Origin of the sequence: Tolypothrix sp. PCC 7601 (assembly GCF_025677855.1) — a bacterium.
Lineage (GTDB): Bacteria > Cyanobacteriota > Cyanobacteriia > Cyanobacteriales > Nostocaceae > Aulosira > Aulosira diplosiphon.
Window position 1 is genome coordinate 135,770 of record NZ_CP064881.1, and the last position, 25,929, is coordinate 161,698.

General features: G+C 36.5%; 23 protein-coding genes. 11 read left to right on the forward strand and 12 right to left on the reverse strand.

Annotated features, from left to right (window positions below; all coding sequences use genetic code 11):
• Nucleotides 1-42: 42 nt before the first annotated feature.
• The 6 genes from HG267_RS38135 to HG267_RS38160 all read right to left on the reverse strand — a co-directional run bounded on the left by HG267_RS38135 (nucleotide 43) and on the right by HG267_RS38160 (nucleotide 7,002).
• Nucleotides 43-1,260, reverse strand: a complete 1,218-nt coding sequence (locus tag HG267_RS38135; protein ID WP_045874732.1) for a vWA domain-containing protein — start codon at nucleotides 1,258-1,260, stop codon at nucleotides 43-45.
• A gap of 7 nt (nucleotides 1,261-1,267) precedes the next feature.
• A complete protein-coding gene (locus HG267_RS38140; protein ID WP_045874733.1) occupies nucleotides 1,268-2,353 on the reverse strand; it encodes a hypothetical protein in 1,086 nt (361 codons plus the stop codon).
• A gap of 24 nt (nucleotides 2,354-2,377) precedes the next feature.
• Nucleotides 2,378-4,225 (reverse strand): hypothetical protein, encoded by a 1,848-nt coding sequence (locus tag HG267_RS38145; RefSeq protein WP_228045531.1) that lies wholly within the window; start codon nucleotides 4,223-4,225, stop codon nucleotides 2,378-2,380.
• Nucleotides 4,226-4,517: 292 nt separating this feature from the next.
• Nucleotides 4,518-5,423: a hypothetical protein gene (locus HG267_RS38150; RefSeq protein ID WP_045874735.1), complete on the reverse strand. Its 906-nt coding sequence runs from the start codon at nucleotides 5,421-5,423 to the stop codon at nucleotides 4,518-4,520.
• Nucleotides 5,413-6,237 carry a hypothetical protein gene (locus tag HG267_RS38155; RefSeq protein ID WP_045874736.1) on the reverse strand — a complete coding sequence of 275 codons (825 nt, stop codon included), beginning with the start codon at nucleotides 6,235-6,237 and terminating at the stop codon, nucleotides 5,413-5,415. Before HG267_RS38155 ends, HG267_RS38150 begins: the two co-directional genes overlap by 11 nt.
• A 15-nt stretch (nucleotides 6,238-6,252) precedes the next feature.
• A complete protein-coding gene (locus HG267_RS38160; RefSeq protein ID WP_045874737.1) occupies nucleotides 6,253-7,002 on the reverse strand; it encodes a hypothetical protein in 750 nt (249 codons plus the stop codon).
• 706 nt (nucleotides 7,003-7,708) lie between these two features.
• Here HG267_RS38160 and HG267_RS38165 point away from each other — a divergent pair.
• Nucleotides 7,709-9,769, forward strand: coding sequence for a pentapeptide repeat-containing protein (locus HG267_RS38165; RefSeq protein ID WP_052335470.1), 2,061 nt, complete (start codon nucleotides 7,709-7,711; stop codon nucleotides 9,767-9,769).
• Between the two features lie 280 nt (nucleotides 9,770-10,049).
• Here HG267_RS38165 and HG267_RS38170 read toward each other — a convergent pair whose 3' ends face one another.
• Together HG267_RS38170 and HG267_RS38175 are read right to left on the reverse strand one after the other, a co-directional pair.
• Nucleotides 10,050-11,297, reverse strand: coding sequence for a WD40 repeat domain-containing protein (locus tag HG267_RS38170; protein WP_052335471.1), 1,248 nt, complete (start codon nucleotides 11,295-11,297; stop codon nucleotides 10,050-10,052).
• A 43-nt stretch (nucleotides 11,298-11,340) separates the two neighbouring features.
• Nucleotides 11,341-12,258 (reverse strand): GUN4 domain-containing protein, encoded by a 918-nt coding sequence (locus HG267_RS38175; RefSeq protein ID WP_052335472.1) that lies wholly within the window; start codon nucleotides 12,256-12,258, stop codon nucleotides 11,341-11,343.
• Nucleotides 12,259-12,532: 274 nt separating this feature from the next.
• On the opposite strand from HG267_RS38175, the gene HG267_RS38180 reads away from it, so the two are divergent.
• From HG267_RS38180 to HG267_RS38195, 4 genes are read left to right on the forward strand one after another with little or no spacing between them, the layout of a single operon-like run.
• The gene (locus HG267_RS38180; RefSeq protein WP_045874738.1) at nucleotides 12,533-13,582 is read left to right on the forward strand and encodes an AAA family ATPase; all 1,050 of its coding nucleotides are present in this window, start codon (nucleotides 12,533-12,535) and stop codon (nucleotides 13,580-13,582) included.
• Nucleotides 13,579-15,705, forward strand: coding sequence for a hypothetical protein (locus tag HG267_RS38185; RefSeq protein WP_096622327.1), 2,127 nt, complete (start codon nucleotides 13,579-13,581; stop codon nucleotides 15,703-15,705). Before HG267_RS38180 ends, HG267_RS38185 begins: the two co-directional genes overlap by 4 nt.
• Nucleotides 15,706-15,732: 27 nt before the next feature.
• Entirely contained in the window at nucleotides 15,733-16,887 is a 1,155-nt protein-coding gene (locus HG267_RS38190; protein WP_052335473.1) for a GUN4 domain-containing protein, read from the forward strand.
• Nucleotides 16,888-16,927: 40 nt separating this feature from the next.
• Nucleotides 16,928-18,136, forward strand: a complete 1,209-nt coding sequence (locus tag HG267_RS38195) for a hypothetical protein (protein WP_045874740.1) — start codon at nucleotides 16,928-16,930, stop codon at nucleotides 18,134-18,136.
• A gap of 21 nt (nucleotides 18,137-18,157) precedes the next feature.
• Here HG267_RS38195 and HG267_RS38200 read toward each other — a convergent pair whose 3' ends face one another.
• The 3 genes from HG267_RS38200 to HG267_RS38210 are packed head-to-tail and all read right to left on the reverse strand — an operon-like array spanning nucleotide 18,158 to nucleotide 21,107.
• On the reverse strand, nucleotides 18,158-19,525 hold the full coding sequence (locus HG267_RS38200) for an SUMF1/EgtB/PvdO family nonheme iron enzyme (RefSeq protein ID WP_045874741.1): 1,368 nt from the start codon (nucleotides 19,523-19,525) through the stop codon (nucleotides 18,158-18,160).
• 13 nt (nucleotides 19,526-19,538) lie between these two features.
• The gene (locus tag HG267_RS38205) at nucleotides 19,539-20,510 is read right to left on the reverse strand and encodes a caspase domain-containing protein (protein WP_045874742.1); all 972 of its coding nucleotides are present in this window, start codon (nucleotides 20,508-20,510) and stop codon (nucleotides 19,539-19,541) included.
• A gap of 60 nt (nucleotides 20,511-20,570) precedes the next feature.
• Entirely contained in the window at nucleotides 20,571-21,107 is a 537-nt protein-coding gene (locus HG267_RS38210) for a hypothetical protein (RefSeq protein ID WP_045874743.1), read from the reverse strand.
• 179 nt (nucleotides 21,108-21,286) lie between these two features.
• Here HG267_RS38210 and HG267_RS38215 point away from each other — a divergent pair, with 179 nt between their 5' ends.
• From HG267_RS38215 to HG267_RS38235, 5 genes are all read left to right on the forward strand, one after another.
• Nucleotides 21,287-21,919, forward strand: a complete 633-nt coding sequence (locus HG267_RS38215) for a hypothetical protein (protein WP_045874744.1) — start codon at nucleotides 21,287-21,289, stop codon at nucleotides 21,917-21,919.
• Nucleotides 21,912-22,055, forward strand: coding sequence for a hypothetical protein (locus HG267_RS38220; RefSeq protein WP_194007888.1), 144 nt, complete (start codon nucleotides 21,912-21,914; stop codon nucleotides 22,053-22,055). Before HG267_RS38215 ends, HG267_RS38220 begins: the two co-directional genes overlap by 8 nt.
• Nucleotides 22,056-22,128: 73 nt before the next feature.
• Nucleotides 22,129-22,428, forward strand: a complete 300-nt coding sequence (locus HG267_RS38225; RefSeq protein WP_045874745.1) for a type II toxin-antitoxin system HigB family toxin — start codon at nucleotides 22,129-22,131, stop codon at nucleotides 22,426-22,428.
• Nucleotides 22,412-22,810, forward strand: coding sequence for a type II toxin-antitoxin system HigA family antitoxin (locus tag HG267_RS38230; protein ID WP_045874746.1), 399 nt, complete (start codon nucleotides 22,412-22,414; stop codon nucleotides 22,808-22,810). Before HG267_RS38225 ends, HG267_RS38230 begins: the two co-directional genes overlap by 17 nt.
• A gap of 86 nt (nucleotides 22,811-22,896) precedes the next feature.
• Entirely contained in the window at nucleotides 22,897-23,799 is a 903-nt protein-coding gene (locus HG267_RS38235) for a CHAT domain-containing protein (protein ID WP_045874747.1), read from the forward strand.
• A 235-nt stretch (nucleotides 23,800-24,034) separates the two neighbouring features.
• On the opposite strand, the gene HG267_RS38240 is transcribed toward HG267_RS38235, so the two are convergent.
• The gene (locus HG267_RS38240) at nucleotides 24,035-24,541 is read right to left on the reverse strand and encodes a hypothetical protein (RefSeq protein WP_045874748.1); all 507 of its coding nucleotides are present in this window, start codon (nucleotides 24,539-24,541) and stop codon (nucleotides 24,035-24,037) included.
• A 278-nt stretch (nucleotides 24,542-24,819) separates the two neighbouring features.
• Here HG267_RS38240 and HG267_RS38245 point away from each other — a divergent pair, with 278 nt between their 5' ends.
• Nucleotides 24,820-25,899, forward strand: a complete 1,080-nt coding sequence (locus HG267_RS38245) for a tyrosine-type recombinase/integrase (protein ID WP_045874749.1) — start codon at nucleotides 24,820-24,822, stop codon at nucleotides 25,897-25,899.
• The last annotated feature ends 30 nt before the right edge of the window (nucleotides 25,900-25,929 follow it).

The following is a 25,929-nucleotide window of genomic DNA, read 5'->3' on the forward strand; positions in this document are numbered from 1 at the left end:
AAGTTACAGATGTGAATTTGAATAGAATATTCATTGCTATCATTAATCTCCCAGTGCTTCTTTTTTTAAGTATTCACCCCACAAGAAAAATGGCACTATACCACCTAATGAAAGCAAAACCAAAATACACGCCAACATAGACATTCTTACTGTTAAGGGAAGAGATCTACCAAACACAGTGATGGTGTAAGCTTTTGGTGGGGACTGTACTGGTTTATTAGCGTTAGAAGTTACTAAAACCTGCACATTATGCTTAGAACCACGTTCCGCGTTAGGTTGGGTATAGTTAATTTCGTACTCTCCTAGCAAAGCATTGAGAAAAAGCTGCAGATTTTCAGCAATGGCTTCTGCATCTCCAGAAAACTCAGCTATTCCGCCAGTGGTTTTGGCAATTTCAGCTAACCTTTGTTTATCTACAAATTCTGCTTCTGGAACCTTACGGCTATTAATATCTGCACGAATAGCTGGTCTGCCAAGCTTATATTTTTGACCTAGCTGTTCTGGGGTTAAACCATACCCCAAGGTATGCACTATAATATTGCTATTTCTTTTTAAAAGACTGATTAAACTTTGAAAATCCTGGGCTTCATTTGCAAAATTGTGATAACCATCAGATAGCAGAATAATTGAAAGTCTAGGCTGAGGTTGGGGAGAATCTTTTGGCGGATAAAAACGATAGTCTGCGGTATTAGCTAAAAACTTGACTGCTTTTGTTAATGGTTCATAAAGGTTGGTAGAAGCACAGGGAGTTAAACTCTCTAAGTAATCAAGATTATTTTGTAGCTTAAAATCATTAGCAGCAAAAAATTTATCCAGAGTATCTTGATTAATCGAATATCCTTGAGGACATTTATCGCCAGGTTCGCCAAAGGGAACAATTGCTATTTGGGTATTTTCTCCACGGTCTTTTAAGACGCTGGTTAACTGGCGAATTGCTTTAATTGCTCCCGCAATTTTTTTTGTCTTACTACTATCTAGCTCTCTCATACTTCCACTAAAATCAAGCAGGACAATAATCCATGCTGGTGGTGGTATAGTTTCCTCAGGGCTTTTCCAATCTTTGTTGTTAAACGAAACTTCTTTTTTGTCTACTAATAATTTAAAATTCGTATCTTGTAGACCCATAATAGGTCTTTCTTCTGCACTTTTAACCTTAATGCGAATAGTAACTCTGTCATCATTAACAGTAGGGTTACCCACAATTTCTGCAACCTTTGCTTGTCCAAAACTAGGAGATGCAAACGCAGCTAACATTAGCATTGATAAACTAAGCCTGCGGGTCAAGAAATCGGTTATAGTAGACGAATCGATAAATTTTTTCTTCATTGTTGCCATCGGTCTTTACTGTATGAAATGTCAAGACATAGTTGTGTTTTAAACGAATATCTCTGCGTGATGTTAAACGGTCACCGTTGATTTCTATAGTTTTGAAAGACTGAGGGTTAGGAGACAAAACTGCTTCACGTTTTTTTAAAACTAAATCGGCAACATGAAGGGGTAAATCTGGTATATAAATATGTGATTTGTTAACCGCCGAACCAATTCTAATTGTTCCAGTTCCAGGTAATTGGATTGACAAACCTTCTTCGATTTCATAGGTATCACCTTCACTAACAAATTTCAGTACTGAAGTATCTATATATGAAAACTTTTGCTTAACAGACTTAAATTGTGGATCGATATCTTCATAATTTGGCCCGGTGTACTCGAAACCTGCACCTGCTCTCAAAGCACCTAAATAGCTAGGAGAATTAGTAATACTAAAAACGAAACCTAGTAATAAACCCAAAATAGAAAAGCCTAAAGGGTCTTCAACACCTTTAAACTCAGATGGCATTGCACCTAAAGTGGTACGAATGAATTCAAATAATGCCGCAGCCACTAAACTGGCAGCACTAGCACCAATGACGCTAGTGATAAAGCGCTGCCAAAAGCGTTTAGGATCTCCAGCTTCCATGCTGTGCCAACGCCAAGTTGACCCCTCAGCCAAACCCACTGAAGCACCAATTAAAAGCCAGCCTAGGGTTCTAACAATTGGCGTGGGAACGCGAATTTGAGGTAAAAAGAGAATTTGGGAAATACCCCCAGCAATTAAACCTGCTAACAGTCCTAAAGCAAAGGCGATGAGTAAAGGAGTTTTCGCAATCCGCAAGCTGAGTTTAGGTCGGGTGGGGTTACTGATAAATATTTCATTCATCACCATACCAATTGCTAGAGATATAGCAACACAGGGAAAGAGAATGATTTCGGGAAATTGTTTGAGTAAACTTAAGTCTGTGATGAAGAATTGACCTATATTCCAGCCCAGTAATGCTGAAGTTATGCCAGCTAATATGTAAAGATATATTCTCATCTTGTTTTATGAATTTTACAAACTCTAAATCCCCAGATTATTTTTTATTTTATCTTTTAATTTATTAGGTGTTTGTTTACCTGATTCCATATAGCCAAAAGCAGCATTTTCGTCAAATTCATTTAGTTGATATAAATAGATTGCTTCTACTAACTTTTCCCTTTCTTTACCAGGTTCTTTTATTGCTTTTGCATAATTCAAATCCTTTACATTCAGAATTTTTTTGAGTTCATCGATAATAATTTTATCTGTATCTACCTTTTGATTATTTTGCTGTTTAATATTTGGCTTAAGCTCTTTAATAATTGTTTTAACTGCTTTACTTGTTTGTTGAATATGTACATCTTGCATTGCTATTTCTTTTTTATTTATTGGTATATTTTGAGATTGAACTGTTGAATTTTCTATTCTTGATTGATCGCTTGGATATTCCGAAATAGTATCTCTTCCATTATTAATAGCCTGGTGGGGTAACTCTCTTTGATTTGCTTGCTGAGTAGATTGCTGTTGAGACAAAAATTTTGAACCGACAAATAAACCGCTTAAAAATATTAGTATTGAAAAAGGAATAACTAATTGAATTGGCACGATATACTCCTGAAAAATAAAATTAATAAAAGATTCAAGCCAAGTAACTTCTCGCTCAATTGTTAAATCTAAAAAAGTGAAATAATTTGCGTGGATATTATTTTTTTCAGCAACTTCATAAAATACATTTTTAGGAACCCGACCTTCGCTTACTTGGTAGAAATAAGCAGACAAACTGTATTCTTTTATATACTCAAATAATTCAGCAAAAGGCTTATAACATTCAACGTAATGGTTACTAAAATAAACTAATTTCCAATAATTTATTAATTTTTTCCAAATTTCCTGATTGCAATTTAATAATTCATGAGGAAAAGTAGATGGCCGTTGAGTATTTTCAAAATAATCACGAATTATTTCTAAATCATTTACAATGTCATGTAAAAACTGCTTTTGACAATAAACCCACGCACTACCGCTTTTGATTAACAACCAATATACGGATTCTGGGGTAATTGTTCTATTTAGTAATTTAGGTAAAATATATTTAATTCCATCGGCAAGGTTTTCTTTAGGAAAATTGGAGCGAACGGATTTTTGAAACTCTAAAGAAATATTTTGATTTTCGTCGGCTTTATCCTTAATACTTTTCACATTCAGCCAAGCTAAAAATTCCGTTATAGTCTCTGGTATTACCATTGCTCTGAGGGTAATTAACCTGACCATTTGTGGACTATAAATTTTTTGGCTAATTGCAGTTTTTGCTCCTTGTCCATCAAACAAGCTGTGCCAATATTCTTGGCTAATTTGCTGATTTTCTAGAGCATTCGCAATGATTTGCACTGCTTCAGGTTTTACTTGGGAACTATTAATTAAACCGCGAATCGCAGACTTCAGTGCTTCTTCATCGGCAACAACTGGCGCTAAGACTTGGGGAACATTCTTGATTGCTCTTTCTAATATCTCATAGGCACGCTGGCTCGCTGCTTGAATTACTTGAAATCGTCTGGGTTGTTCTAGGGCTTCAACATTAAACGCCCAAGAAGCACTTTGACCACCGCCATAACTATTGAATTTTTTAATTGCTAAGGTATTGATAGTTTGCAAATTATATTGATGTGTTGGTTCTATTAGTATTGGCTCAGAGTTATTTACAACTAAAGCTAGAGCTTCTTGTTGGATATTTGGTGAGTGAGTGGAAGTGACATCAAATAAATTAGGTTGCCCAACAGTTTTAGTGTCAAAGGGATTAAACCTGGGCATTCCTTGAGCTTCCCACCAAGCTAGTATTAACCGGAGGTTTTCTTTATCCCCCTGAGACAAAAAATAACGATAAACAGACAAACTGCGCCCTATCTCATCTCGTCCCCGTGTCACCACCGCCACCACCGACCAAGCGTCCTCTCCACTCCCTACGACGCGACCGATGATTGCTGGCCGATCGCTTGACGCACCTTCTGTGACCGCAAATTCCCGATTAGCTATGGAACGCTCAACAGCCGGGGGAACAGATGCAAGCGTTATATTCATATATTGTCCGGTGAATCCCCGTGATACCCAACCGCCCTCAGCAGTTCTCTCTGGGCGAATACCAGTACTAAATTCGTGAATTTTAATAGTTGCTGGATTCATATATTTAACCTTTATCTAATTCTTTATGGCGATCGCCTGTACATAGCCAATAAATCGGAGCCACTAACCCAAAAGGTCGCCAGCGCTTCGGCTCTTTGATCACTGCGGCGATTCCTTCTCTCCCACGACTCAGTAAATTTACATTGGGTTCTGGGAAATTATTACCTAACATCCCAAAAGCCGAAGTAGTGAAGTAATCCACTCTTCCGGCTCCCATTTGCTGCCAAGTTTGCAATTTTCTGTAAACTTGGGGAAAACGAGCCTCAGCGACAAATGCAGGTTTATGGCGATTAACCCACAACTCTGATTGTTCGCATTTGGTCAAAACCAGCGAGATTCTTCGCTTTCCACCCATAATGTCACTACGGTCTAAGGCTGTCAAAAATTTATCCAACCCCGTAACATACTCTAGGTCTTTGCGACGACTATTACCATCAACCAAGAACATAATTCCCGTTGCTTGCAAGCAATCATCTAAGTATTCTCTTAGTTTTGGGTTTCCTGATTGTTGGAGGAGGTCAGCAAAAAACTCTCCAGCGTAGTCTTTACAACTGATGTTGAGATTTACCAATTTGGAACCAATGCTAGCTTTGGCATTTTTCCAAGAAAACTGTCCCTTGAGTGTAATCCTGAGTGTGTAATCTTTAATGTCGGCTGCACTAGCATCGAGATTGCTGGGTTCGAGGGCTAATCCTTGTTCGAGAAGATTTTGAGCTTTGGTAATTAGTTCTTCTCCGGCTTCGTTAACTGAGATGACAGACTGTACGGGGCTAGAAGGGTCAGCATTGGGCCAGCGTGCCAAAGATGCCATATAAGTTGTTTTACCAGAAGAGCGATCGCCTATTACCCTTAGCACTGCACTACTTTGCTGCGGTTCAGAAGCAGTTTTTTTAAACAAATCACGCATCATTTCGCATTCTCCTACCCGTACTTAGCCAATAAAGAGGGGCAATTAAGTTGTAAGGTCGCCAACGATTTGGTTCTCGCAAAACCGAATTTCTTCCATTCGTTCCCCATTCTTCAACCCGATTTGGTCGCGGGTTATTGCGTCCCAGAACCCCAAAGGTTGATATGGCATAAAAATTTAAGTTGCGCTTTGGAATTTTTTCTTTTAAAACTTTTGTACTTTTTGGTAAATGAGTGTTAAATAAATCAACTTCTGGATCTAACCTACCAGGCCAAAGTTCCCCACGTTCGCACTTACTTATGGCTACAGCTAGGCGCAAATCATTGATTCTTCCTTGGCTATCCATTAATTCGATAAAGCGTTGTAAAACTCTGCTGTAATGCCTATCTGTTCCATGCTTCCACTCGGTTAACATAATTAAACAACCAGCCACGTCTTTTGCTAGACATTCATCAATAAATTCTGTTTGGATTTGATTTGTTAACCCTAGTTCTAGCTCATCAAAAATTTCACCAGGATAATCTCTAACTGCTAAGTTGATATTTTTATGTTTTTGGAATAAGTTAGAAATTGCAATATTAAAAGAATAGACAGGTACATCATCGATAGTTTTAACTAAAACGCCAGTAGGTTCTAGGGAACCACCTTCTAAAATCAGATTTTCAGCTTTTTCAGCCAGTTTTCTTGTGTCTTCGTTAATTGCCTGAACTTTGAAATTTTTAGGCTTGCCTCCTGGTTGTACAGGCTGATAAGCTAGAGCCGCTAAATAAGTTGTTTTACCAGAACCCCGTGGGCCAATTACACGAATATTTCCCATATTGATGCTTCCTCATTATTTAGCCAAAAAACTGCCTAAATATATCCAAGGTAATTCCAACAATGAGCGATGATAAATACTAGTAATAAAACAACGAACTGATAAACCTAAAACATTTTTGTTAATTTGTTCTAACTGTGAGTGAATTGGTCTAAAATATCTTTGTAAAACATAAGTATGACGTTGCTGCCAATTCATTTGAGCGCCGTTAGGATTGTAAGCGAGCTGGGAGGCTTCCTTCTGCAAATCGCAAAATAAATCTGCTTTATTTAAACAAATGAGAATATGTCTGGCTTTGGGGCAATCTTGACGGAAAAACTCTACCCAACGGTCAAACCTATTACACCATTGCTGTTGATTCATAAATTGCTCTGTATCTACACCTGGTTGGAAATTTAATCCTCGATGCGGTGGCAGGATAAGTAAAATCCCTTCACTTTGCTGTATCGTTTCTAAGAATTTCTTCCATTCATTATGATTATCAATCTGCCAACTTTTGCGCCAAACTTCGCCTGGTGTATCTATCCAATCTACTATTACTTGTTTATTACCTACAGGTAGTCGCACTTGGATATCTAAGTAACGTTCATAGGTTGCTTGTTCATCGCTGGTAGCCCTAGCACTACTGTTTTCGTCTAGCAAACCTGCTTTGAGAGCCTCATAATCTTGGCTAGATACTTTGACATATTCATTTTTAGGGTTGGCTAATTCCATTGCTAAATGGGTTTTGCCTGTTTTGCGATCGCCTATGTAAACCACTCCCACCTTGATCCTCTTTTATTCCTTAGATGGCAATCAATGATTATTTGGTTATATCAAAACATTATTTATATCTAATATTATTTGTTGTTATTGAAGACCAATTTATTGATACGTAATTAAAATGTCAGCCTGAATTTATAATCACTGACTAACTTCATTAGTAAATGGAAGTTGTTCATTTTGCAATTATCTATATAAACTAATCCCCATATTTACCTTCCTTTAAATTTTGACTAAAAAATTAGGTATGAGGCAGCAAATATCAATACTAAGCTATTTATAAAGTTTATCGTGTGATTATAATCACACGATAAACTGACTCTGAACAAGTTGTATCTAGTTTAAAAACATATGGGAGCTATATTTTTATATCAGTGCTAGTTGTGCAAAAGCTTAAAAAATTTAAATATTTTTATTTTTTATTCATAGATTATTCATATAAGCTTACAACCAAGGATCTCACGTTTTAAGAGTGTATTAATTAAGAATTTAAAAAAATTAATAATTATGCTAGAGTATGTTGATGAAACGATATGTTGACAGTAGCGGTAATCTAAAAAATCATGTGAGGCAGAGCAAAGTAAGATTTGTGCTAATCAAGAATTAATGACATGATTGTGATTAATCAACTCCAGTTTTTTCAAAACCTGGAATAATCAATCCTAAATCTGTATCAGAATTTAAGCGCAGATATATTCTTCTCCCTGTTATGTCCCAGGACTATTTCAATCAAAATCTTCGAGGACGCTCCTTCAAAGGTCAAAACTTAATAGGTGCAAACTTTACATATGCAGATATCCGAGGCACAGACTTTACTAATGCCATACTCAGACGTGCAGACTTCACCTCTGCCAAAGCTGGGCTTTCACTCCGCAGCAGCATTGCTTTAGTCATAGTATCATTGATTTTGGCAATAATATTAGGATTTACAGCAGGAATATTTGGTATTTTTGCAGGAATAATGTTTAGCCCTGAATACACCAGCAAATATACTATTTTTCCAGCTCTGTCTGTCTTGGCAACATTCCTAGTACTCTCTACTACTACTATCTTCCGAGGTATAGTAGCACCTTTAGTATTTTTGGCTGTTGTTCTCTTTGTTCTTGTTATTAGTGGTTACGTTGGTATTTTTGCTTTTCAAGGTGCTTTGGCTGTAGTTGGTGCGAGTACTTACTTTGTTGTCAGTTTTATCTTTGGTGGTTTCGCTTTCACACTTGCTGGCATCTTACAGGGTGCTTTGCTTGTCGCTATAGCTGTGATTGTTGCTGTGATTGTTGCTGCTTTTTTCATTATCGCTGTCACTACAGCTAGTATCGCTGCTGGCATTGGTACTCATCTTATCTTTGCTGCCGCTGCTGGTGGTGCACCTATAGCTGCTGTTGGTGCTATTGTTAGCTTGATGTTAAGTAGTTATGTTGCTTGGCGAGCCTTGGCTAGTGATGAGAAGTATGCTTTTCTTCGGAAATTGTCTATAGCTGTTGCTACTTTTGATGGAACAAGCTTTCGTTATGCTATTTTAATTGATGCAAATTTTACGGAGGCTACGCTTAAAGGTACGGATTTTAGAAAAGCTAATGTTACTTGTACCTGTTGGCGGAATGCTAAACAAATAGACCAAATTCGACCTGGAAATACTTATCTTCAAGATGCAAAATTACGACAATTAGTAATTACTGGTGATGGGCAGGAGAAAAACTTTGATCGCTTAGATTTACGAGGTGTTAACCTAAGCCAAGCCAAATTACAAAATGCCAGCTTTATTGACGCAGACTTCCATGAAGCTAACTTGCAAGGAGCTAATTTATCCAGAGCTATCTTAGTCAGAACTAACTTTGAAAGAGCAGATTTAAGAGGCGCTAGTTTAACTGGAAGTTGTATCCAAGATTGGGTAATTACCGAAAGTACTAAGCTGAATGGGATTTCCTGCGATTACGTATATCTAAAATGGGTTAATGAAGATAAGCGTGACCAAATGCCACCTAGAGGTCAATTCACAGAAGATGGCTTTGTAACTTTTGTTAGATACATCCTAGAAACAGTTGAATTATATCATGAGAAGGATATTAATCCTAGACTAGCTCTAACTGTATTGCATAAAATGTCTAGAGATTATGATGAGTCTTTAGATATTGTAGCTCTAGGTAAAAGAGGAGAAAGGGTTTTTATTCAAGTAAAAGTTTCTGAAAATATTATTCGGGGAAACTTTAAAGAGGATTATTATTCGAGGTACAATCAAGATTTGAAGTTGTGGTCAGGAAGTAACCACAAGCTACCACCTACTGTAAATAATTTTATTGAGAAAAGAATTAGGGAGATTGCTTCAGAAACAACAGATGATTTTGTTTTTGTCGATGCTACCTACGTAGAAGGAAATTACATCCAAACCTATCAAGGAGAAGTTAACGTGACTGGAGATCACACTATTAATATGGGTAGCGGTAATTATATCGAGCGTATTCAAGGAAATTACGTTCAAGGTAACTACTACGCTGCTGGACAGCCCCAAAGTATTGCCCAAGCTGCTGCTGAGATTCAGCTATTACTAAAACAATTAGAGCAAACTTACCCGGCCAATACTACATCACAACAAATGGTAATAGCAGCAGAAGCTGTACACTGCATTGAAAGTAACCCATTATTGAAACAAAGAGTGATAAATGCTATCAAGTCAGGAGGTTTGGCTGCTTTTGAGAAAGCTATTGACAACCCAGCAGGCGCTTTTATTGTTGGTGCTATCAAAGGCTGGCAGGAAGTAGAAGCAAAAGATTAAGAAAACTTTTGGCTTTTGAAGGAGCGCGCACGAAAATTGTGATAGAAATCTGAGGGCATAGTTGTGTGCAGCATCTAAAAATTTTTTGATACACATATACCACGAAAATCTCTATAATATCAACAGTTTAAAGCAGGGTAAGCTCATATAATTTAGTATAGAGTGAGCTTTACAAACGAAGTAAGATAAGAATAAACAAAGGTGTAAAAAATACACTTGAATTAAGAACAACATCAATGAGAAGACTTCAATGCTGTCGTCCGAAAATCATAACCTGATTTTACCGTTGCCAGGCTTTAATGGTCTGATCTCTACCTCCACTTATTAATGTTTTTCCATCTGGACTAATTGCAATTGATGTCACACCTCTGCGATGTCGTTCAGGAAAAATTTGGAATTCATTTTCAGTAATTTTCCACTCTACAATTGTTTTATCATTACTTCCACTCACTAAAGCTTTACCGTCTGGACTAAATACAAGACAAGTAACAGCATCTGAATGCTGTCTCAGCGTTTGGGGTGTTTGTCCAGTATTCAAATGCCAAAGTTTAATGGTATTGTCATTACTGCCACTTGCCAATATTTCTCCATCTGGGCTAAATGTTAGCGTATAAATAGCGTCTCGATGTGCTGTAAGTGTACTTAAACAGGTTTTACTATCTATATCCCATAGTTTGATAGTTTTATCGTAGCTACAACTAGCAAGAATTCGACTGTTTTTTGGGTTAAAAGCAACACAAGTTACTTTATCAGAATGGCCAGATAATTTAGCAATTTCTTTGCCTCTTTCTATATTCCACAACTTAATATCCTGATTATCATTAGCGGCTAATATTTTGTTATTAGGACTAAAAGCGACTGAATCAAAACCAAAAACATCTAAAAAATTACTAAAGAGAGTTTTACTAAATGTATAAAGAGGATTTAATATGCCTGAACGCCAAATGTAAATTTGATAAGCTTTACAAGCAGCAATTAATTGAGCATCTGGACTAATGGCTACAGATGTAAACCATAAATCAAAAATGCCTGTTGCAGAAAAGGGAACAGATATTTCTTGTAGTATTTCTCGTGTGTTTGTCTGCCAAAGTTTAATAATTTGATTGCCACCACTAGTAAAATATTCCTGATCAGGACTAAAGGCTAGTTTTAATCCATAACGCATCACAGATTGTTGAGAAAAATCAGTTAAATTTTTAGCTAGTTTATCTATAATAGGAATTCGAGTAGATTGATTTTCAACTTGAGTGTAATCATTCTCTGTTAAACTAGCGACACATCGCCAAGTTACTTTTTGAATAGCTTGAACTAAAGTTTGGATTGCTTGTTCATCCCAGGTTTGGTAGATGCGATCGCCTATATGGATGTCTCTACCTTCACCAATATTGACATTGTACTTACCTAGTTGCAATACAATTTGCCGATCGTCAGCCGAAAGTAACTGACGTAAAAATGATATATCTTCATCAGTTTGCTGTCCCTGTTCAACCCGATTTAGTATTTGCTGGAAGCGTTTATAAGGTGTCATTGAATACTCTTATGTGCTGAATTATGATGATGGCAAAACAACTTTATAAATTGAGACAGGCAGTCAGTAATGAAAAAAGTTTGTGAACTTTCAACTCTTCTAGCCTTTCTCCTTCCCACCATGCCTGATCATGAGAAAGTTCGTATTCCAAATTTCTCCTAAATTCCTCTTTATCAACATTGTCACCTGTCAAAAACCCGCCAAATGCCATAAAATCAGTCAGAAGTTGTTTTTGCCAATCCTGTTGTACGATTATTTTTGTGGCGTTTCGCAGTCCATGAACAAAAGCATTTAAAGCTGCATTGTCCATTGTCACAACCTGCATAATTCCCCAAGGGAGATGACCTTCTGGTGCATGGCTAGGGTCGAAAATAATTTGGCTAGAGGAAATCCAATTTTCCTGTATGTGCCAGCCAACACGATCACCAAATGCTTGTAGATTTTTTTCGCATTCATTGAAGATTTGCTTCTGTACGCTAAACCCAAAACGTTGATTGCTGTACTGCAACCAAAGGCGATCAATAACTTGAAGAACTTGACAGGGAAAATTTTGAATGTCGTCGTCGGTTAGCCAGCCTTCTTGTTCTCTCTTAACTGTCTTCAGAATAATAATTTTAGTTGTATTATTAGCTTCTCTCCATCTTCCTGAACCCAACAAATTTTTCAAGTGTATGTACTCTTGTTGCGGCAATTCTTTAGGAAGAAGAGGGATTGAATCAAACTGGTTTTTGATAAATTTAATTAAAGCTTGGATTGCTTTTTCATCCCATTGTTGATAAAAGTGATCGCCTATATGGATGTCTCTACCTTCACCAAGGTTGACATTGTATTTACCTAGTTGCGATACAATTTGGCGATCGCCAGCTAGAAGTAGCTGACGTAAAAATGATATATCCTCATCGGTTTGCTGTCCGTTTTCAATCCGATGCAGAATTTGCTGGAGGTGTTCAGTAGGTTTCATTTAATACTAATATTTTACTGAATTGTAATTATAGCAAAGCCGCTTTATTATTTTATTGTTGTAGTATTTCGACCAACCTAAGATTAGTGAATTCTAGGTATTACGCCCACGTAGCGATCGCCGCACGATTTGCATATCATCTTGGTTTCTTCTCTATTAGCAATTTGGTTGATGGTACAGCTAATCACATCCTACTGGTTATTAATTTTTAATTAATTTCTGAGCTACTGAAGTTATTAGCTATAATTTTGTAAATATATGAGGAAAACACTTAATGTCGGCTAGTAAAACAGACCCTAAAACTGTATACACAGGTAAAAAACAACCAACAGAAGAAGATGTAGATGGAAATGGTCAACGCATCTATCCATATCTACCCGATCAACCCTTAGTTGAAGCTGTCAACTTAGCTATCTATCTCAAAAGACCACTGCTGCTGAAAGGAGAACCTGGGTGTGGTAAAACCCAACTAGCTCGTGCGGTTGCTTATGAACTAGGTTCACACTCAAATTTTAAAACTTGGTGTATTAATTCTAACAGTCGAGCTAAGGATGGATTATATACATATAATTCTATTAAACAACTCCTGGATACTCAATTAGCAGGTAGTTCTCATGAAAAAACAAGCAAAGAAGCTATAAAACGTCTTGAGAATCCCTATGAATCCTATGTAAAATTAAAGGCATTAGGAGAAGCATTTAATAATGAGGAACGAACTGTTGTTTTAATTGATGAGATAGATAAAGCTGACATTGATTTTCCGAATGATCTTCTTAATGTACTCGAAGAAAAATATTTTGAGATTGAAGAAATTGGCAAGAGAATTCCAGAACTATCTTCTGAAAAAACTTCACCAATTATTTTTATAACAAGCAATGATGAGAAACCTTTACCTGAAGCATTTCTTCGTCGTTGTCTCTTTCATTATATTGAGTTTCCTGATGAAACTCGACTGCAAGAAATCTTAAAAAAACGATTTAATATATCACCACAAGAAAATTCAATACAAGGAATTTTTAAGCAACGATTTAATATATCACCAAAAGAAAATCCGAAAATAAACGAATTAGTTAATGCAAGTATAAAACGTTTTTTAGAAATCAGACAATTCATGAAAAATGAAAATATATCAAAAAAGGTTAGTACTAGTGAATTAATTGATTGGTTTGATGTAATTTTAGAATGGCATAAAAAAGAAGAAAATTACAAATATATATTAAGCACAATAGAAAAAGAAAAGTTACCATATCCTTCTGTATTATTTAAACATTGGGATGGAGATAATAAATTTAATAAATTATTAGAGGTAGGGAAAGCTACATGAATAGTGAAGATATATTGAAAAATAAGACATTGAAACTATTTAATAAATTACGTCAACAAGGTTTACTACTAACAATTGATGATTATGGGTTAGTTTTACAAGCTTTAGAAGTAGGATTTGGAGGAGGATTTGACGGACAAGATCATGAAGCTTTAGCTAAATTATGTTGTACGCTTTGGGTGAAATCAGAGGAAGAACAAAAAATTTTCAACCCTATTTTTGAAGAAGTTTTATCTGATAGTGAACATACTAACAATTCTCAAGCTAGCTATAAAATATGGAATGATTCTAAGATAAATTTACTTTTTCATCTGAGTAGCTATGGTTTGTTAACAGTTATTATACTTAGCATATTAGGAAGTATCTTTGCGATTATACGAGGCATAGAAATTCCAAATATTATTCTAAGTATTCCCATTCAAGAACCGCCTTCACAACTCAATATAACATTCCAAAAAATTGAACAATTAGGTACTACTATTCCCGAACAGCCAACACCTGGAGTTATTATTCCTACAACTAAATCTCCTAATAAATCTACACCTGCACCTACTACTACCTCTACTCATACAATATTGAGTACAGAATTTTTCTCTCAATTAGGATTGACAAAGGAGCAGGCAGAAAAAATTGGTTGTACACAAGAGAGAATAAACCAGATAGCTCAAACCTTAAAGTTAATCAAGAAACTAGAACTATCACAAACACAACTTCAACAATATAATTTAAATCTAGAACCTGTATCAGATAAAAAATCTTATGAAATTCGTATTTCTCAAGATAGAGGAATATTGCAAAAAATTAACACAACTCCAGAAAAAGTTCGACAACAAGGATTAGATCCAGGGCAAATTAAAAGATTGAATATAACCGACGAGCAAATTGAAAAAGTTGGCACAATTCCAACACTTGCGAGGGAGCGAGGGTTAAAACCTCCACAAGCAGAAAATCTAACCTTAGAAGGAAGCCAAGTTTTAAAATTAGGATACACAGAAGAAGAATTACAAAGACTTCAAGTGAATTTATATAACGTAGAGAAGCTAGGTGATTTTCTCAATAGAGTTAGAAAAGACAATTATCAACCTGATAGCGTACTATCACCATCAGGAATACCATTAGAAATGGTAAAAAAATTTCGTTTTACAAAGAAACAAAAGGAAATTCTTAACATTGATTCACTACCTCCGAATAATAACCAAGTAACGGGAGGAATTATAACTATAAAAGATATCAACAGAAGAAATCCTGAAATAGAACGAATAAGCTTATTCTTTCTAATTGTTGTGAGTTTAATAATTAAGCTAATTATGTCTCGATTTGTTAAGCCTATTATTCCTGAAACATTAGTTCATGATACTCATCAGGAACCGCCACTTTTTCCTGATGTACCTACACTGACAGGCAACATAGATAAAAAAAATCAAGAGATCAAGGTAACAGGTGATATTTCTATAGATAAATTATTACCTATAACTCAACGACAAATGCAACAAAGTTTACGTCGTTTGTGTAGAAGAGTTCGAGAAGGAGTAGCAGATGAGCTAGATGTAAAAGCAACGGTAAATGAAATAGCAGTTAAAGGGATATTATCTAACTTAGTATTAAAAGCAAGTCGTGTCAATCGAGCGGAACTGATATTATTAATTGATCGAGAAGGGTCAATGATTCCTTTTCATATTGCCTCAAATCATTTAGTAGAAATAGCATTACATAGCAGTGGATTTAGTAAAAATAAAGTGAAAGTTTACTATTTTCATAACTATCCTAATAAGTCTGAGCTATACCTAAATCATACGAATAAAAATGACAAAATTTTGCTAAATGAAATTATTAATAATATCCATCCTCACTATACGTCTGTTTTAATTTTTAGTGATTCGGGAGCAGCAAGAAAAAAAGAAAAAAAACCCACTGATGTTGAGAGACGAGAGAAATTAACAAAAGATTTTATTGAACAACTAAAATCTAAACTTAATTATATAGTCTGGATTAATCCAATACCCAAAGAACGTTGGAAAGGGACATCAGCAGAATTTGTTTCTCAACTTATTCCTATGTTTGAATTTAATCATCAAGAGTTAGAAAAAAGCATGAAAGTGCTGCAAGGCAAAACATTTTATTAATTAAATAAAAAAAGAATCATAGAACCAATGTCTCAAAGTGAAAAACAAACAGAAAAAGATAAAGTTAATAATTTTATTGACAAGTTTAACAAATATCCTAGTTACCTTAATTTAGCGTGTTATGCAGCTTTACCTTTGGCAATTACTCCCCATTTACTTTACTCTTTGCGAGTTCAGTTTAGTTTAGAAATTCCGTGGATAGCAGTAAGTGATTTACTCTTATCAGAATTATGTGAACTAGAAGATGAAAAAATTGAACTGTATCGAATGCCACTAGAAATTAAAAAAGAATTATTAAATCGTCTGGTTACAAATGAGAATTTAGGAACTAAGCAAATACAAGAGTTATCATTTTTTTTACTAAAATATGCCAGACAACAATTTTCTAATAGGAATCCTAAACTTCGTAAGCTTGCTGAATTTGAATATTGGTTAGCTTTAGCTTATATTAGACCGGAGAATGCCAGCGATACAATAAGAAAATCGCTTTGGAATGCCTACCCCGACGAAACAAAAAATAAGCAAGATTTAGATAAATTTAAGTCAATTATAGAAGCTATAGTAAATAGTTCCCAAGAACAATTTGAACTGTTTTTAAAATACTCCCGTCCCTTATATAACCTCGTTAATGGAAACGTAGATGAACCAGATATTCTTATTTTTCAAAAGAGAATTATTTACGAAAATTTACAAAATCTAGAAAAACTATTGAGTAAAAGAAAGTGGAAAGAAGCTGATGAGGAAACTTTGAATATTTTACTCAAGACAGCTAAAAGAGAAGGTAAAGGCTGGTTAAATTTAAAAGCAATCAAAGAAATTCCTAATGATGAGCTTCAAATTATTGATCGACTCTGGGTTAAATACAGTGAAGATCGTTTTGGTTTTAGTAAACAGAAACTTATTTGGAAAAGTATTAAAGAGACACAAGAGACCGATTATATAACTTGGTGTTGTTTTGGAAATAATGTTGGATGGCGAGTTCAATCAAACTGGATTTCTTGGGAAAATCTTGATCCGGTGAATACTCCAAAACAACCTCTAGAAAAATTTCTAGTAGGTTATTTTCCTGCTTTGATCTGGTGGTCATTATTAAGATGGGATAGTTGGTGGATTTGGGGTTTTTGGCGATTTTGGCGTAATGAATGGGCTGAAGTAGAAGCTTTTTTTTCTCGGTTTAATTAATGTATTATGAATTGACTGATAATATTTTTTTATTTTTATTATGCCTAATGAGTTTTTATCCTTAATTACCTATGTTCTATCTATTGTAATTTTTGTCGGAATTTGGCAAGGATTTCAAAAGAGATATTCTTTTATTAAAAAAATAAACATAGTCGAGCAATTTAGTTTTAATCAAGAAAATCTAATTCGTTTTGGAAGTGTGTTTATAGTATCTAGTTACTTGATTACTCTAATAATTATTTTAAGTATTTTGAAATTTGGGTCTTTGAATAATTTATTAAATTCAGATACACTTTTTAAGTTGAAAATGATAATTTTTGGCGGATTAGTCTTTTTTTGCATTGGTTTAGTTGAAGATGTATTGGATTTCCCTCCTTTAAAGTTTTTAAATAATCTATTTAAAAATTCTCATTTTTATGAAAGACGAAAGTTTCTGCAAAATATTTGGTTGCGAATAATAATACAAATTATTTTTATAACTGCATGGACTATTCAAGCCAAAGTACCGATGAAAAACATTTTGTTTTTTTCTGGCTTACCCAATTTTATAGGAGCTATTATAACTGCTTTTTGGCTAGTTTTTATAGTCAATATTTTCAAAAGAATTGATAAACAAGATGGTTTAGGTTATGGTACTGCTAGTATCACTTCTATTGTTTTACTAATGGTTAGTTTAGTTATTACTATAGGCGATCCATTTAATATAATAAATTCTGCTGAACCAAAAATTTTAACTAGTTTAATTTCAGCAGCTTTGTCAGGTTCAATGCTTGTTATTTCGTATTATAACTTTGAAGCTAAAAAGTGTATTCTTATCGGAAGTTCAGGAGTTTACTTTATTGGTTTTACTCTAGCTAGTACAGGAATGATTGAGCTAATCAAAACTATAACTTTTGCGGCTATTATATTACCTTATATAATTCTGAGTTGTCCTTTTTTCGATATACCAGTAAAAATGATAACAGAAATACGAAGGGTAACTTTGCAACGTCTGCGTCAAAAACAATTTCCTTTTACACAGGACAAACGTTATTTGGTAAACCGTCAGCTACGCTCTGGATTTTCACAGAGAATAACTATTTTATTTATTTATGCTTTAATACTATTATTAGGAGGTTTAATGTTAGCAATTTTAATTTTTTATAGTAAAGCTAATGTTATTAGTATAATAACAAGCTTTATTTATATCCTTGGTGGTATTTGGTTACTATGTTACTTAATTTTAAAAGTTAAGAAGCTTTCTAATTAAATTTAATTGAATCATATTGATTCAATCTTTTTTTTGACTAAATATCCTAATACCTTCCCAAGCAGTAAAATTGTTTTTACGTCGTTCTTCTATTAAAACAAACGCTACATATAATTTAAAAGTTTTATCTCGTCTAATACCATACTCACGACTTAATCTTTTTTCCGACTCTCGTCTTTTTGGAAATTTAAAAATATCTACTTGTTTAACTGCCTTTTCATAAATTACTGACAAGAGTTTCCAAATAGCATAAACTAATAATAAGTAATGACGACAGGGATTAGCATTAGGTATAGATCTAATTTTGCGGTTAAAATCTATGTCTTTTTCAGCTTTAAAAACTTTATCAAGCTCACAAGCATATTTTAGGATAAGCTCTAAATTAAAGTCGGTAATATTTTTGAAGTCCTTTTTGAGGTCGATGTTACAGCCACTAGCAATATCATAAACTGAGCTTAGACTAATATCTTGAGCTTTAGTTATCGTTTCTAAATCTATACCAGAGATTATGTCGGAGATTATGTTAGAGATAATATCCTCGAAAGTAGGCTTATGATTAAGAGCAATATTACGAATACCAGCTAGATTAATTTCACGAGCCAGCTCGTCAGCAGCATGAAAACCAATTCCCAAAAGTTCGAGAGCAATAGAGCGCAATTCTAGATTATTTTTTATATCTAAAATAAAGTAAGAATTTAGTATCTTAAATATTTTGTCTCGTAAATTTTCAATTTCTGACTTATCAATTCCCCAAACTTCATGTTTACTTTCTTCCGTATCACACCAGCATCCTATATCTGTTTCACGAGCTGGATATTGTTTAACTTCAAATAGTGAAGGTAATCGATATCTACCTTTAAAATATTGAGAATCCCACTTAGTCAACCATTGACAAAACTCTTTTGCATCATTATATCTTATTCCTATAATTGGTTCTTTCTCATTTTCTGGTATAAATTTATAATCTTTCCAATGATCGGGCTGTTGATTTATATCCAATTTCTGTCTTTCGTCAATAAATAGTTGATACTCTGCACAAGTGATATATCTTGGGTCTAACTTACTACTTTCGTTAAGAAGTTTTAAACGCTTATAAAGTTCTTCTTCGGCGGATGATCTTGCAGGTGTTTTCTGTCTCTCATGGATATCCTGCAACATGTCTTGCAGAATTGCTTTGAGCGTTTCGGCATCCGTACCTTGGTAAATGCGATCGCCTATATGTATATCCTTCCCTTCTTCAATATTGGTGATGTATTTTCCCAACTGTTTTAAAGTCGGCTTATCGCCTGCACTAAGAGCCTGTCGTAATACCAATAGATCCGCAGCAGTATGCTCATTATCAATAATTTTATTAAAAATAGCATTTATTTCAATTTCATCAAGATTCATATTTTATAATCTCCTATGAATAATTATCACCAATATGAATACTATGAGCTTCATTAATATTAGTAATAAACTTACCATGCTGATTTATGACATCAGCTATTTTATTAATCTTTTGAGTTGCTTCCGATCCCACTTCATCCCATCCCTTACTGGGTAAACCTTTACCACCCTGCAATTGAGCTATTACAAAATCTCCTGCATCCATATCAAAATTAGGAATTTGCTCGACATTATATAGCTGACGCGCACTTGCAGGTACAGCTTTACCCAGATGATTCATGATATTAGAAACTCGCACCTCTGTATCACCCGATTTATTCCCAGCACCTTGTAAAGCTTCGAGGAAATGATACGTGTAGATACTGCATGAATCATCTTTGAGATATGATTTTTGCTCACCTTTGGAGGAAGTAAAGACTACTCTCCCTTTACCTTGTTTCAATGCGTCAATAAAACCCTTGGATGGAGCAACTCGAATAAAATCATCAAATTCTTCTTCTAGCTCTAAATCTGCATCTTTAGAAGTTGCCATTCCCGCAGCATGACAACTATCAATCACAACTAATAAGCGTTCTGCTTGAATTTCTCGCAATGCATTGGTAAAAATTTCTGCTGATAATGCAGAACTTGCAAGTTTAGTTGGCTTAATATCATGTTGTAGTAAATAATATTTTTGTGTATTTTTATCTACCCAACCGTGACCGGAATAGTAAATAAAAATAGTTGCATTTTTATCAGATGCAGCCTTTTCTTTTAACCAATTCAATCCATCGACAATAGCAGTTTTTGTCGCTTCTTGATTATTCAAAACACGAATATGGTCTTTATCATCAGGATAAGCACATAATTCTGGGTCAATTAAAGCTGCATAAATTGCTTGGGTATCTTTGACAGTTACAGGCAAAGATAAAGGAGCATATTTAGATTCTCCAACACCAATTAAGAGTGCATAACCATTAGTGAACTTAGTTAAATTGTCGCTCATTCAGAATTAACTCCATAAAAATAACACCTTCAATTGCAAACAAGATGATTTGATAGCTAATTAATTTTCATAACGACTGACGCGGAAAATAACATAGTTGTAAGGTAGGGTTTCGTAATTATCAGTCCTATTTACAATTGCACCGATATCTGGTTTGTAAATCCACTGTTTCCAATCAATTGCTATTTCATCAGGAACCTGTATTGCTATGTAATTACCCTCCGCTAAACGACACCCCATAGCCATGTTTTCAAAATCCAATCCCAGGTAAAATTTTTGCACAGCGACATTTTCATTGCGTTGTGCCAACATTTTGACAACAGCGATCGCACTGGGATGTTGGATGATTTGAGGCTCCATTGAACCTGGTTTGCGGGGAGGTATGTAACCAAATTTATGAGTAGCGTACATCCAAGGCTGGTCTTGAACTAAGTTTAAAAACTCTAAAATCCCTTTACCACCACTTCGAGTTGGGCTTGTATCTTCCAGCACACTAACCTGAAACTCTGGGTCTTGCATTTGTTGGAGTTTTGCGGCGATCCATTCGGGTTCTTCGCACTCGCCAATAACTTTGATGTCTGCAAATACACTACTCACAATGTCTGCTCTCCTCTGGTCAACTAATTTTTACTACCATAATTTTCGATGTCAGTGAGACTATACGGTCAAGGAACACCAAAATTGTAGTATTTGTCATAATAAATACTAATTCTAAACAGTATTTTTTCAGTTTTCCTGCATCTGTTTTGCTGTAGCTACAATCCCGAACGACATCAATGAGTGACCATGACGACCTAAAGGCTATTTTTGAACGCATTGTTAACCATCAGGAAACTGAGGATGACAGGCAAGCTATACGGAGTTTACTGCGTGCGGGTAATGGTGACAATGAAATTCAGATTGGCAAGAATATTGTCAATATCGCTGAAGGTAGAGATATTCACATTGGCGATCGCATTTACCAAGGTGCAGATGCTGAAGTCATCAAAGAAGCGTTGCGTTTGGTTCTGCAAGAAAAGCGAAAAGCCGAACGTCCTCGCAATGAGAAACTATTGCTGCAAGCGGTGAAAGGTGAAGTTGTTGCCCGACTTAAACAATCTTTGCACAATGCGGTATTGATAAATTTGGGGAAGGAAGCGCAACCGGAACAGGTAAAACGTCCTTGGAGTTCTGATATCAAAATTGGAGATAAACCCAGCGAACCAATTCCTTATGACCGAAGCATTTTGGATGTATTTGAGCAGGAAGAAATCGCAGGTAAGTTACTAATTTTGGGTAATCCTGGTGCTGGCAAAACTACTACAATGTTAGATTTAGCGAAAGCTTTGATTGCACGGGCAGAACAAGATGCTGATTATCCAATTCCTGTATGGAGTGCGGAAGGATATTGGTGCAAAGTGGGTGGATGATGCCAAGTTGTTACCGATGCTGGATGGCTTGGATGAATTGAATTCGGCGCTTCAGGAACAGCGAGTCGGTAGACGCTATCGTTTTATCCACAGGTTGCTACAAGAACATTTCGCCGCAATGCCATTGGAAAAATAACCCAGTTCTAAAAGCTTTATAAAGCCTTCAATTTAGGAGAAAATTCTAATAGTCGTAATCAGAGTAAATTTAAATGCACGTTATTAGCCGCAGGATTTTGCGGGAGTTTTGTGAAGCACACGCAGATGCCTGTGATGCACTTTATGATTGGTATAGGGTGGCAACTAAAGCGGAATGGAAAAATCTGGTTGAAGTTCAGGCTATTTATCCAAAAGCAGAAGCTGTCAGTAACTTCACTGTATTTAATATCAAAGGAAACAACTACCGCTTAATTGTTGATATTGTTTACGAAGCTCAAAGAATCTATATTAAATATGTCCTAACTCACGCCGAATATGATAAGGATAAATGGAAAAATGACCCGTACTTTTAATCCTGAATCTTACGGTAAATTGCTAGCCGAGTATCAGCCAAAAATAATTACTACAGAAGAAGAAAACGAACAAGCGATCGCACTTGCCCAAAACTTAGAGCATCGCCCCAATCGTACACCAGAAGAAGAGATGCTGTTGGAACTGTTGGTGACATTAATTGAGAAGTTTGAAGAAACTCATTACCCAATTCCTCAAGGTACACCCAATTCGATGTTAATGCATCTGATGGACGCACGCGATATGACTCCCGAAGCATTAGCTGAGGTAATTGGTTCATTGGAAGTCGCCTTGCAAATTGTCAATGGCGATCGCACCATTAGTAAAATTCAAGCAGAAGCGCTTGCGGACTATTTTCATGTAGATGCCAGTTTATTTACCTAGCTGATTTACAAAAATTGAACAAGGCGAGTATGGATAAGTAAATTCACTGTTTTATCGTCTAAAATAAAACTAAAAAACTATGATAAATGGCGAACCCCAGTAACCTCAACGACATTATTCAACGCATCCTTAACGGAAATCAAACTGATGCCGATATTGAAGCTTTGCGTCAGTGGTTAAACAGTGGTGGTAGCCAAAATCTGCAAGTAGGTAAGTACAACGTTAATATCGGACAGGGACAAGATATTCATATTGGCGATCGCACTTACCAAGGACTTGATGCACAAGCGATTCGAGAAGTTGCTCGTGCTGTAATTCACGGTTCTAACACCACAGATATTCGAGAAATTGTTCGCTCTATCCTCTTTGAAGAGTTTCAGAACTTGGTACAACGGGAAAATCCTCAAAGTAGTTCGCGCAAAACCATTTTAGTGCTAGCCTCCAGCCCCACCAACGAAGCGAGATTGCGCTTAGACAAACAGATGCGAGAAATTGATGAGGGTTTGCGAAGGTCGCAGCATAGAGAAAAATTTACTTTGCAGCAACGCTGGGCGGTTCGTCCTGATGATTTACGTCGTGCCTTGTTAGATTTAAACCCAGAGATTGTTCACTTTTGCGGGCATGGTTCAGGAGATGATGGATTATTTCTGGAAAATGATGCAGGGTTAGCGCAACTTGTCCCAACTGAAGCTTTAGCAAATTTATTCAAACGATTTGCTACGCGAGGACTGGAATGTGTTGTTCTCAACGCTTGCTATTCGGAGATTCAAGCTTCGGCGATCGCCCAACATATCAATTATGTAGTCGGCATGAATAGTAAGATAGGAGATGATGCAGCGATTAAGTTTGCAGTTGGTTTTTATGATGAACTGGGGGCTGGTTGGTCGTATGAGGATGCTTATAACGGTGGCTGTGATGTGATCGCCCTGCAAGGAATCCCAGAGGAACATACCCCAGTATTCAAAAATCTAAAAAAAAAGTCCAATTAAGGGCAACAAATCCAGTTGATGACTTGGTGCAACAAGTGTGATCGCGCATCCACGACAGCATTCAAAGTTTACACGGTGTTATGCCGTTATGGGGAATAGACCATTGGGTGCCTTTGGGGGATTTGTTTGTAGATGTAAATATCCTGAATCCCCCACAAACTGCTCGTACAACCCCGCTTTCGTCTCTGGTAACTTCCCCTCGCCCAAATACCAGTTGAAACACAGCTTTCTCCCATCATGCTCCATCAGTTTGGGTATCCTCAACATCTTCTCCTCCCACACCACCGGAGCCTTCCCCAAAAAGCCAGTCGTTATCACTATCAGCATTACTTTCGCCATCCACCTGAAGATTTAAGGAAGGTATTAGCTGTTCAATTTGGCTTTCAAGTCGGGAGATCGCCAACGTTAAAGAAGCAAGTTGCTCCCTATCCTTCTTAATTTCATTTGAAATCCCCACCCGCAATTGATTTAACCGCTCTTGGAGGGTATGTACTTCCGTTTTGGTCGCAGAAGGAATATTCACCTTCTCTTCCAGGGCGGCGATTTGAGCTTTCAAAGCTTCAATTTCGGCAGCAGTTGCACTTACACCATCCGCACTCTCTTCCACAAGTGCTTGTTTAATACAATTCAGCACAAACTCTTTAAAAGTTAAGCGCAACTCCTCAGCACGCTGCTTGGCCTGCTTCACCAACTCCCGGTCTTCTTCAGACAGAAGTTTTATATTTATCTGCGGATATTCCACCAGTCCCTCGCGCTTTTGTTGTGGAGAAGTGATTTCTAATCAGTTCTTTAACCATTTGCTTCGAGTTCTAATATTTACTCACTCCCCCTACCTCCCTATCTCCTCCTACTTCCCCAACTTTCCCCACTACCATCATCGCATACAGGATATCCACGTATATACGATATAGATTATTTTCGATGATATTTATGTGGTGTCTGGGAAAGAATTATCATAAAGATACCGGGAATTGTGATTCTCGGCATCATAATTATCAGTGGGGGTTGAGGAATTTTATTATGGAAAATTTACCTGTCAAAAGCGTGGAATCACTTGCTGTGGAGGTGGTGACTCTACCGCTTGATGAAGCTCGTGTTGCGCTTGTGGATTATTATTTCCCCAACCGCCAAAAAATTAATTCGACACAACAGCTAATTGAGCTATGGGTGCATTCTGTCACTATCAAAAGCGACCAAACGCGACGGGCATATCGGCAAATTGGTTATGAGCTTATCGATTATATGCAGTCGCGGTTTGGGATATCTGATTTGAGGATGGTAACGTTATTCCATCTACACGCTTATCTGGCTTGGCTCAAGGATGAAAAGCCAGTACGGGGAAAGAAAAATACTTATGGAATTAGTAAAAATACTGCGGCTAAGTACACGGCAGCGATTAAAAGTTTGTGGGAATGGGGTACTAGAGCTTCTATTGGTTATTTTGCTATCGACTTGGGCAAGGACTTAAGCATACAGTGGGACGATAAGCTCGCAGAGCGGATTCTCTCGGAACGCGAGATTGCTAAGTTGGAAAAAGCGGCGATGGCAGTAGACTTGCAACACAATACTAATAAGATGCATTGGCTGCTGTTTACTCTCATGTTTTACAGTGGGGTGAGGGCGGGAGAAATTGCGCGGCAAACTTCTGATTATGGTAAGCGCGTAATTACGCCGGGGTTATTTTGGCGGCAGTTTCGGGAGGATGGGGATTGTTTATTGTTAACTGTGACGGGGAAACGAAATAAAACTAGAACCATTAGTCTCGATCCGGAGACGAGTGCGGTGCTACTGGATTATCGTGGGGATGCTGGCAACGATCAGCCGGTGTTTCCCAGTCCCAGTCGGCGGGATAGGGGTAAACCTTTAAGCGATCGCGGGTTGCGACTGATGATGGAGGAAATTTCTACTTGTGCGGGAATTAAGTTCAGCGCCCACTTTCTGCGCCACACTCACGCGACGCTGGCTAAGAAAAATGGAGCTTCTGATTTTGACTTGCAAGCAGATTTGGGCCATGCTTCCCCGGCGACAACTGCAAAGTACATTCACCATGTTGGGCGTGTTGGGACTTCTCACGCACTGCGTAAAAAAAGCAAACATTAGGTAAATTTTTTTTGTGCGAACTCCAGAATA

Coding starts and splice junctions, on each gene's coding strand:
- HG267_RS38135 (WP_045874732.1), bottom strand. CDS start 1,260: ATGCTAATGTTAGCTGCGTTTGCATCTCCTAGTTTTGGACAAGCAAAG.
- HG267_RS38140 (WP_045874733.1), bottom strand. CDS start 2,353: ATGAGAATATATCTTTACATATTAGCTGGCATAACTTCAGCATTACTG.
- HG267_RS38150 (WP_045874735.1), bottom strand. CDS start 5,423: ATGATGCGTGATTTGTTTAAAAAAACTGCTTCTGAACCGCAGCAAAGT.
- HG267_RS38155 (WP_045874736.1), bottom strand. CDS start 6,237: ATGGGAAATATTCGTGTAATTGGCCCACGGGGTTCTGGTAAAACAACT.
- HG267_RS38165 (WP_052335470.1), top strand. CDS start 7,709: ATGTCCCAGGACTATTTCAATCAAAATCTTCGAGGACGCTCCTTCAAA.
- HG267_RS38170 (WP_052335471.1), bottom strand. CDS start 11,297: ATGACACCTTATAAACGCTTCCAGCAAATACTAAATCGGGTTGAACAG.
- HG267_RS38175 (WP_052335472.1), bottom strand. CDS start 12,258: ATGAAACCTACTGAACACCTCCAGCAAATTCTGCATCGGATTGAAAAC.
- HG267_RS38180 (WP_045874738.1), top strand. CDS start 12,533: ATGTCGGCTAGTAAAACAGACCCTAAAACTGTATACACAGGTAAAAAA.
- HG267_RS38185 (WP_096622327.1), top strand. CDS start 13,579: ATGAATAGTGAAGATATATTGAAAAATAAGACATTGAAACTATTTAAT.
- HG267_RS38190 (WP_052335473.1), top strand. CDS start 15,733: ATGTCTCAAAGTGAAAAACAAACAGAAAAAGATAAAGTTAATAATTTT.
- HG267_RS38195 (WP_045874740.1), top strand. CDS start 16,928: ATGCCTAATGAGTTTTTATCCTTAATTACCTATGTTCTATCTATTGTA.
- HG267_RS38200 (WP_045874741.1), bottom strand. CDS start 19,525: ATGAATCTTGATGAAATTGAAATAAATGCTATTTTTAATAAAATTATT.
- HG267_RS38205 (WP_045874742.1), bottom strand. CDS start 20,510: ATGAGCGACAATTTAACTAAGTTCACTAATGGTTATGCACTCTTAATT.
- HG267_RS38215 (WP_045874744.1), top strand. CDS start 21,287: ATGAGTGACCATGACGACCTAAAGGCTATTTTTGAACGCATTGTTAAC.
- HG267_RS38225 (WP_045874745.1), top strand. CDS start 22,129: ATGCACGTTATTAGCCGCAGGATTTTGCGGGAGTTTTGTGAAGCACAC.
- HG267_RS38230 (WP_045874746.1), top strand. CDS start 22,412: ATGACCCGTACTTTTAATCCTGAATCTTACGGTAAATTGCTAGCCGAG.
- HG267_RS38235 (WP_045874747.1), top strand. CDS start 22,897: ATGGCGAACCCCAGTAACCTCAACGACATTATTCAACGCATCCTTAAC.
- HG267_RS38245 (WP_045874749.1), top strand. CDS start 24,820: ATGGAAAATTTACCTGTCAAAAGCGTGGAATCACTTGCTGTGGAGGTG.